This is a genomic window from Microcystis sp. M079S1, assembly GCF_020246425.1.
GTDB lineage: Bacteria > Cyanobacteriota > Cyanobacteriia > Cyanobacteriales > Microcystaceae > Microcystis > Microcystis aeruginosa.
On sequence record NZ_JADBSZ010000252.1, the window covers coordinates 1 to 6,134 of the forward strand.

Sequence of the window (6,134 nt, forward strand, 5' to 3'; positions counted from 1 at the left end):
GGGACTTGCGTGGGAATAATATCCCAATCGATCGGAGGGCGCAAGCTTTGCGCCCCTACAGTAACGGATTTTGTCCACAATGTAGGGGCGAACTGCGTTCGCCCAAAAGGTACATTATCAAAGCGCAAGTCCATAAGGGGGGTGTCGATCCCCCCTGCTACCTTGATAAGGGGGGTGTCTGACAACTTTTAACACCTACCTACTTGTACTTATAATGAATCAACCTAACGAAATTCAAAGGCAGCAACATCAGAGATTTACAGAGATTTTTAATCAGGGAAAACAGCGTTATATTCAAGCTGTCGGCAATAGCAAAGGCTATCTTTCCAGTGTCAAAGGAAAAGATTATTTATCAGACGAAGAAAGAGAAGAAGCGAAACAATTACTCAAACAAATATTTCAAACCACAACAGCCCAACTTAATCAGCGCGATTTAGACATGGCTAGAGGAAATAGAGGTTTAGATGAACTAAAAAGTTGGTCAATAATGGGTAAAATGTTTGTGTATAGGACATTTTTTCCCCATGACTAAACCCTTAGACTCCCTGAAACAGCCCAATCCCTCGGAAAAAACAGCCCCTAGAGATGATTGGTTAGATAGCGAACTATCTCGTTTAGAAGATTATGAACCTTACGATTGGGGAGAAATAGATCCCTTAATGTTAGGCAAACCCGTACAATATGTTTCTAGTATTGGCTTAGTTGTCGAGGGTGGCAAAGATTAATGTCCGATCCGATAGTTGTTGGAGATGTGGTTATCGCCAGATTCCCGACGCAAAACCCCCAAGGCAGAGAACAGGAAGGAATTCGTCCCGCTTTAGTTATTGGAGTTCCTCAAAAGTTGGGCATTCCTCGTTTTCCTCTGATTATAGTTGCTCCCATGACTAGCGATCGCAACCAAATTTGGGCAGCTGCTTCACCCACTTTATATCCTCAATTGGCGACTGGTGAAGCTGGCTTACCCCAAAATTCTATTATTCTTTTAGATCAGGTACGAGCGATCGACTCAAATAGGATAGTACGCTATTTGGGATCTCTTTCAAGCGATCGATACAGAAGAATTTTCAATAGCCTTCAAACTATGTTGCTTCCTTAACAACAAATTCATCGAACCCGACAACCCTGCCACCGAAATTTACCTATTCAGGCATTAGATACCCTAGCTGATTCATCTGCCAACCTAACTTAGTTGGCTGCTGATAAACCTTTTTTAAAGTGTTAATATCCCGGCTAGAAATCGGGGCAATATCTCTAGTTTGAGCGAAATACATCACATCCGTCTCTAGGGGACTATGACCCCAAATTCCCAAAGCGTGACCTAATTCGTGCCGCGCTGCCGCTAAGGCCGACCGATCGGCTAAATTAGGACTAATCTGGATACTCATCCGATGAGTTAGGCGATTTTCCTTGACAAAAATCTCGTATTGTGTTATGGCAGAACGCACCCGAGGCAGTTCTAACTTACCGGTTTCGGGATTAAAACGGACTCCCGACGGCGGTAACTCCTGTTTAATGAGTATATCGGCCAATTCTGCCCGATTTACCAACTCGATCGGCAAATACTGCCCCCATTCAGCGATCGCCTCTTGTACCAAACTCAGCCAAGAACTGCGATCGCTGTGAATATAAATCTTCACGGGAAATTGCGACCAAATCAACGCCCCCACGGGGCTGATTTCCACAGCATCAAAATAATCCCCGGGCTGGTTTTGCTCTTGCCATTGGGCTAAATTAGCGGGTAAAGGATGGGTTTTTAACTCCGGTAGCGATCGACTGTCGGCAATCAAAGAATAGGAAAACAGCAAAAGACTCGCCAAGGCTGCGAGTCCTAAAAAAGAGAACCGACCTCTTAGCATTTAGCGATTTAACCAGCCGGCGCTCAGTACAATAGTTAGGGTGATAAATACCGTCCCCAACGCCCAAGTCACCTGATTTAAGGTTTTTTCCGCCGTTTTTGCGCTGGTAAAAATCTGTGATTGACCGCCAATACCGCCAATACCATCCCCTTTGGGACTGTGTAATAACACCAAAATCGCCAGAAAGGCCGCCGCCAGCGCCCAAATAATCTGTACTACCAGCACCACTGTCATGATCATTACTCTCTATTTTCCATTACAAAGTATAGCAGTTATCAAGCCGTCAGCTTTGAATTAGTTATCAACTGGAGTCCTCTTCATCCTCTATATCCTCAAGTGTTAGTGGTGCTTGGGCGCTATGGCGAACATATAATACATAAACCGTACTATCTCTAATTGTAAAAAGCACTCGATAGACATTTTTGCCTTTCCCATAAAAAAGTTGTCGGACTTCTTTGGGTAGAAAAATCGTCTGTTCGAGCGCTAAAGCACAACGAGTTGGTTTCTCTTGCAGAGTCGCAATAGCATTCATTAATCCTCGAAACCAACGGTCAGCAAACTCGGCATTATAACCTCGATACCAGCGATAGGCTTTTTCGATCTGTGCCGTGGCAGTTGGGGTAATTTCAACCTGAAATACCATATTTTTCGGCCATTTCTTGGGCAAAATCGGCAAGAGGACGGGTTTTACCGGAGTTTATCTCCTCAAAACCTTGCTGAATCCCCTCAATGCTCTCTAAATACTCCATCAGTTGTCTGAGCTTACTAGGATCGATTTGATCGAGAAAAGTCACCAGCACTTGTGAGCGATCGCTAATATCATTGGGTAACTCGGTTAGGTGTATTTGTCCATCTCGATAAACACCTTCGATGGTTTTCAGCATAAAATTCCCCTTTATTGACTTTTTACTCGTTAAAGCGAGATGCGGACGGGAGTGCGACTGGCTTTAATTTCCACTTCGGCCGGTTTAATCAGCGATCGCCCGGTCATTTCTATCGGGACGGGAATAGAGAGAATTTCCAGGATAGTGGGGGCAATATCGGCTAAACGACCATCATCCCGCAGCTGCACATCGCCACCGTGGCCGGGTATTTTTCTCCCTTCCCCTTCAATTAAAATTAAAGGAACGGGATTAGTCGTGTGGGCGGTCCAAGGATTACCCGACTCATCCACCATCGTTTCCGCGTTACCGTGGTCCGCGGTGATTAACACTGTTCCCCCCAATTTATTGATGCTACTTAACAACTTAGCCAAGCATAGATCCACCGTTTCCACTGCTTTCATGGCCGCGTCTAAAATGCCCGTATGACCCACCATATCGGGGTTAGCGTAATTGACTACCACGAGACTATAGATCCCCTGTTCGATCGCCGCAGAGACCGCTGCTGTCACCGCGGCTGCCGACATGGCCGGAGCTTGGTCATAGGTGGCGACTTTTGGACTAGGAATTAATTCGCGTACTTCTCCCTCAAAGGGTTTTTCTAACCCCCCATTAAAAAAGTAGGTGACGTGGGGATATTTTTCGGTTTCCGCACAACGAAACTGTTTTAATCCCTGTTGAGCGATCACCTGTCCTAAAATATTATTTAAATTCTGGGGAGCAAAGGCCACATCTACCGGTAATTTCGGATCGTATTGGGTGAAAGTGACAAAACTGAGGGGAGAAATTAAATCTCGATCGAAATCTTCAAAATCGGGCATAGTCAGGGCATAACATAACTGTCTAGCTCGATCGGGACGGAAATTATAGAATATCACCCCATCGCCTGCTTCGATCGCCCCCGGTGCAATTCTGGTGGGGGGAATAAATTCATCGGTAATATTTTGATCATAAAATGCCTGTAATACTTCAGTAATCGATCGCCCGTCAATACCTTGATCACTGGTCATAACGTTATAGGCTTTTTCCACCCGATCCCAACGGCGATCCCGATCCATGGCATAATAACGGCCACTGAGAGTCACCATGCGACCGAGTTTAATTTTATTAATATGTTCTTGAATCCGTTTAATAGCTGGCATTCCGTCGGTGACATTAGTATCGCGACCATCGGTGATGACATGAATGCAGACATCGCTAATCCCTTGCACTTTCGCTAAGTCTAATAATCCCAGTAAGTGATCGAGATGGGAATGGACTCCTCCCTCGGAACATAAACCAATCAGGTGTAATTTGCTTTTTTTGGGGCGAATCTCGGCGCAGAGTTTTAATAAAGCCTGATTTTGTTGAATCGAACCATCTTCGATCGCATCGGAAATTCGTACTAATTCCTGTGGTACAACTCGCCCCGCTCCGATATTCAGGTGGCCAACTTCCGAGTTGCCCATCTGTCCTTCTGGTAGTCCCACATCCTTAGCGGAGGTGCGGATTAAGGTGTGGGGATACACTTCCCAGAGACTATCCATAATCGGGGTTTTCGCCATTGCGATCGCATTATCCGACCTTTGCGGGCGATAACCCCAACCATCAAGGATAACCAGCACGACTGGGGATATAGGTGCGTGGGTCATGATATACAGTCCTAAATTAAGAGTGGATTTCCATGCACTAAGATAATATCATCGAAACTTCCATTGATCACCGGTGTCGGGGCGATCGACCCCCTAATGTCAGCAAATGATGGGTATGTCTCAAAAAAACGAAACAACTGCTTTAATAATCGCTCTTTTAGCCACTGCGGGCATTTTAGGTGGAGGTTACTTCTGGCTGCAAAGTCAATGTGCTGCGGGTCAAGAATTTTTTCTCTGTGGCAGCGGTAAAAGTCCGCAAAAATCGCCAACATCGGGAAGTGCCTCCTCTCCGCTACCCCCTCCCCCTTCCCCCCAGGGAGTGGTCAGTTTTGCCCCACCGACTTCTATCCCCAGTGGCACGACAATTCGCATTAACGGCTCTACCAGTATGGTACAGATTAATCAAGCCTTAAAAGCCGCTTTAACTGCCAAATTTCAGGGGGTAGAGGTCTTGACAAATGCTCAAGGATCTGATAAGGGATTAGAGGAAGTAGCCCGGGGGGCGATCGATATTGCGGCGGTGTCACGACCTTTAACCGAGTCAGAACGCTCTCAGGGATTGGCTTCTAGTCCGATCGTTCGAGATGCGATCGCTATTGTGGTGGGAGTAAAAAACCCCTTTGCAGGGGGGTTAACCACTGCCCAAGTTAGGGGTATTTTTACCGGAAAAATCACCTCTTGGTCGGAGGTGGGAGGTTCTGCTGCTACTATTCAAGTGATTAATCGTCCTCCTATTAGTGGCACTTATCAAAGTTTTCGTCAGGAAGTCCTGCAAGGGGGAGAATTTGGTACGGGAACTAATTTTCAAATGATGGAGAGGGATGCCACTACCCCAATTTTGCGAGTTTTGGGACTGAATGGCATTAGTTACGCAACCTATAGCCAAATCGCCGACCAAAAAACCGTCAGGGCGCTCGCTGTGGACGGAATTTCAGCCAGTGAACCTAATTATCCCTGGCAGCGTACCCTTTACTACGTTTACAAAGAACCTGCTAGTGAAGCAGTCAAAGCTTTTATGGGTTTTGTGTCCTCTAGTGGTGGTCAAGAAGCGATTTTTCGGGCCAATGAAGATATACAAAAGTAGTTAGCGAGAATATCTGAAAATCTGGGAAATTTTACGCCTTGCATGACTAGGGTGAGCATTGCCTATTTTACTGTGGAGACGGGGAGGCATTGAGAATGGTTAGCTGAACACCATTATCTTTTTCATAAACGATCGCCACGGGAATGGTCAACCTGGAATCTTTTTTCGGTAAGGCGGGGAAAATATAGGCATAACCGTCTCCTTTGAGAAGAAGTCGCCAAACTCTGGGGTTGTTAGAATTGCTCAGGTCGGTGAGTTCTTCACCAAGGAGGCGATCGTAGGCTTTGCGATCGCCGATGATCCGCAAGTCAGTCGGATTATCGAGGGGGTTATCGAGTTTGCGTCCTAAAGGGGCATTTTTAGACATCAGAAGGGTGACGACGGGCAGTGAAGAGGTTTCGTTGACGGCATCTTTCCAAGCATCCGCTTGGGCTTGCCAACGGGCCAGCCAAAAGAGGGCCGTGAGGATAAAGAGGACGATAATTAGCTCATTCAGCAGAGAGGCGAAAAAGTTAAGAATCTTTGTCTGGGCTTCATTGAAAGTAAGGGACTTGCGTGGGAATAATATCCCAATCGATCGGAGGGCGCAAGCTTTGCGCCCCTACAGTAACGGATTTTGTCCACAATGTAGGGGCGAACTGCGTTCGCCCAAAAGGTACATTATCAAAGCGCAAGTCCCTAA

The 6,134-nt window shown here is 46.3% G+C and carries 10 protein-coding genes; 4 read left to right on the top strand and 6 right to left on the bottom strand.

What is annotated here, in order from left to right; genetic code table 11:
* The first annotated feature begins 214 nt into the window (after positions 1 to 214).
* From IM456_RS16695 to IM456_RS16705, 3 genes are read left to right on the top strand one after another with little or no spacing between them, the layout of a single operon-like run.
* On the top strand, positions 215 to 532 hold the full coding sequence (locus IM456_RS16695; RefSeq protein WP_185238157.1) for a hypothetical protein: 318 nt from the start codon (positions 215 to 217) through the stop codon (positions 530 to 532).
* Positions 525 to 725, top strand: a complete 201-nt coding sequence (locus IM456_RS16700) for a hypothetical protein (protein WP_002765629.1) — start codon at positions 525 to 527, stop codon at positions 723 to 725. The genes IM456_RS16695 and IM456_RS16700 overlap by 8 nt, the downstream gene beginning before the upstream one ends.
* Complete coding sequence (locus IM456_RS16705; protein WP_002774212.1) at positions 725 to 1,096, top strand: type II toxin-antitoxin system PemK/MazF family toxin; 372 nt, start codon at positions 725 to 727, stop codon at positions 1,094 to 1,096. The genes IM456_RS16700 and IM456_RS16705 overlap by 1 nt, the downstream gene beginning before the upstream one ends.
* Positions 1,097 to 1,139: 43 nt before the next feature.
* Here the strand turns inward: IM456_RS16705 and IM456_RS16710 are convergent, their stop codons facing one another.
* The 5 genes from IM456_RS16710 to gpmI all read right to left on the bottom strand — a co-directional run bounded on the left by IM456_RS16710 (position 1,140) and on the right by gpmI (position 4,368).
* Complete coding sequence (locus tag IM456_RS16710; protein ID WP_149986745.1) at positions 1,140 to 1,856, bottom strand: peptidase; 717 nt, start codon at positions 1,854 to 1,856, stop codon at positions 1,140 to 1,142.
* The gene (secG, locus tag IM456_RS16715) at positions 1,857 to 2,090 is read right to left on the bottom strand and encodes a preprotein translocase subunit SecG (protein ID WP_002736485.1); all 234 of its coding nucleotides are present in this window, start codon (positions 2,088 to 2,090) and stop codon (positions 1,857 to 1,859) included.
* A 67-nt stretch (positions 2,091 to 2,157) separates the two neighbouring features.
* Entirely contained in the window at positions 2,158 to 2,499 is a 342-nt protein-coding gene (locus tag IM456_RS16720; RefSeq protein WP_002774217.1) for a type II toxin-antitoxin system RelE/ParE family toxin, read from the bottom strand.
* The gene (locus tag IM456_RS16725; protein WP_002736285.1) at positions 2,483 to 2,740 is read right to left on the bottom strand and encodes a hypothetical protein; all 258 of its coding nucleotides are present in this window, start codon (positions 2,738 to 2,740) and stop codon (positions 2,483 to 2,485) included. The genes IM456_RS16720 and IM456_RS16725 overlap by 17 nt, the downstream gene beginning before the upstream one ends.
* A 29-nt stretch (positions 2,741 to 2,769) precedes the next feature.
* Entirely contained in the window at positions 2,770 to 4,368 is a 1,599-nt protein-coding gene (gene gpmI / locus IM456_RS16730) for a 2,3-bisphosphoglycerate-independent phosphoglycerate mutase (protein WP_149986746.1), read from the bottom strand.
* Positions 4,369 to 4,474: 106 nt separating this feature from the next.
* Here gpmI and IM456_RS16735 point away from each other — a divergent pair, with 106 nt between their 5' ends.
* Positions 4,475 to 5,452: a phosphate ABC transporter substrate-binding protein gene (locus IM456_RS16735; protein ID WP_287693266.1), complete on the top strand. Its 978-nt coding sequence runs from the start codon at positions 4,475 to 4,477 to the stop codon at positions 5,450 to 5,452.
* Between the two features lie 67 nt (positions 5,453 to 5,519).
* On the opposite strand, the gene IM456_RS16740 is transcribed toward IM456_RS16735, so the two are convergent.
* A complete protein-coding gene (locus IM456_RS16740) occupies positions 5,520 to 5,819 on the bottom strand; it encodes a hypothetical protein (RefSeq protein ID WP_287693267.1) in 300 nt (99 codons plus the stop codon).
* Positions 5,820 to 6,134: the final 315 nt, after the last annotated feature.